Raw genomic sequence first — 1,384 nt, forward strand, 5'->3', positions numbered from 1 at the left:
TTTTCGAGGCTGCTATATCCGTCAAGCCGCCAGCGGGAGGTTGTCGGTGACTGTTCGGCTTTCCTCAGCGGGCCTTCGCTCCAGCAGTTTGAAGACCTGGCGGGCGACGGTCCGTTTGAGGCAGCGCCGGGCTTCGCGGGGTGTCTTGCCCTCGGTGGTGCGTCGCTGGATGTAGGCCTTGGTGGCCGGATCGATGCGTGTGCGGATCAGCACGATCGTGTGCAGTGCCCGGTTGAGCTGCCGGTCTCCTGACTGGTTGAGCCGGTGACGGTTGGTCAGGCCAGAGGAAACGGGGATCGGTGCCGTGCCTGCGAAGGAAGCGAACGCTGCCTCGGAGCGGAATCGGCCCGGGTGTGACCAGCTCACCAGGATCTGCGCCGCGCTGATCGGGCCGACGCCGGGCAGCCGCAGCAGCTCGGGCGCCATCGCCTCGACCAGAACGACGATCTCGGCCTCCAGTTCGTCGGCTTCCGCGCGCAGCGCCTGGACGCGGACGGCAGTGGTCCGCAGCGCGCGGACGGTCATCCGGTGATCGATGATCTGGGCCGGCCGGTCTCGGAGCCGGGCACAGTACGAGATCACGGCCTTGCGGCCCTTGCCGCGCAGCTCGGCCCGTAGGTCCTCGGGCGCGGACACGATCAGGGCCTTGAGGTGGTTGATCGCGGCCGTGCAGGAGGTGACCGCGCCCTGGCGAGTGGCCAGCAGAACTCGCAATGCCTCGCGCTCGCCGCGGCGGCGCGGATGGATCAGGTGCTCGGTGGTCAGCGCCTCGCGGGCCGCGCGCACGGCGTCGATCGCGTCGGTCTTGCGGCCGCCGCGCTGCGGCGGCCGCTTGGGACGGCACACCTCGACGACCCGTTCGCCGGCGGCATCGAGGAAGGCGGCGAGCCCGGCCCCGTAGCTGCCCGTTCCCTCCAGCGCCCAGCACCGGGCGCCGGGGATCTGCCTGCGAGCGAACGCCAACAGCTCCCGGTATCCGCGCTGGTCGGTGGCGGCCTCGGCGTGTGCGAGCACCGCGCCGAGGCCAGATACCGCCGCGGCGGCCAAAGTGTCGCGATGGGTGTCGACGCCGATGACGCCATCGACCTGTTCTGCCAGCATGGTCATGCGGTTGTGCTTCCTTCCGACGAAGACGACCGTGCGGTCGGTGTCGGCCTGGGTGGAGTCACCGCGTGGCAGAACTGTGATGAGTCACGCCGCTAGGCGGCGGACGAGCTGCTAATCAAGCCAACGAAGGTGGGCCAGGCCGACGCCGGCACCCCGGCAGACATCTCGAAAACAAGGCAGCCCGTAGGCGCCAGTTCCGATGCGGGTCATGCCCGAGTACCGGCGACAGCCTGGCAGCAACCCAACCCAGCCGGATCACCTGGATCAAGAATCACAG

1 protein-coding gene is annotated in these 1,384 nt (G+C 69.2%); it reads right to left on the bottom strand.

Annotation, left to right across the window (positions count from 1 at the left end; genetic code table 11):
- Positions 1–21: 21 nt before the first annotated feature.
- Positions 22–1,107, bottom strand: coding sequence for an IS110 family transposase (locus ACH34W_RS55355; protein WP_395969349.1), 1,086 nt, complete (start codon positions 1,105–1,107; stop codon positions 22–24).
- Positions 1,108–1,384 lie beyond the last annotated feature (277 nt).

Origin of the sequence: Actinomadura sp. 6N118 (assembly GCF_044326415.1) — a bacterium.
Lineage (GTDB): Bacteria > Actinomycetota > Actinomycetes > Streptosporangiales > Streptosporangiaceae > Spirillospora.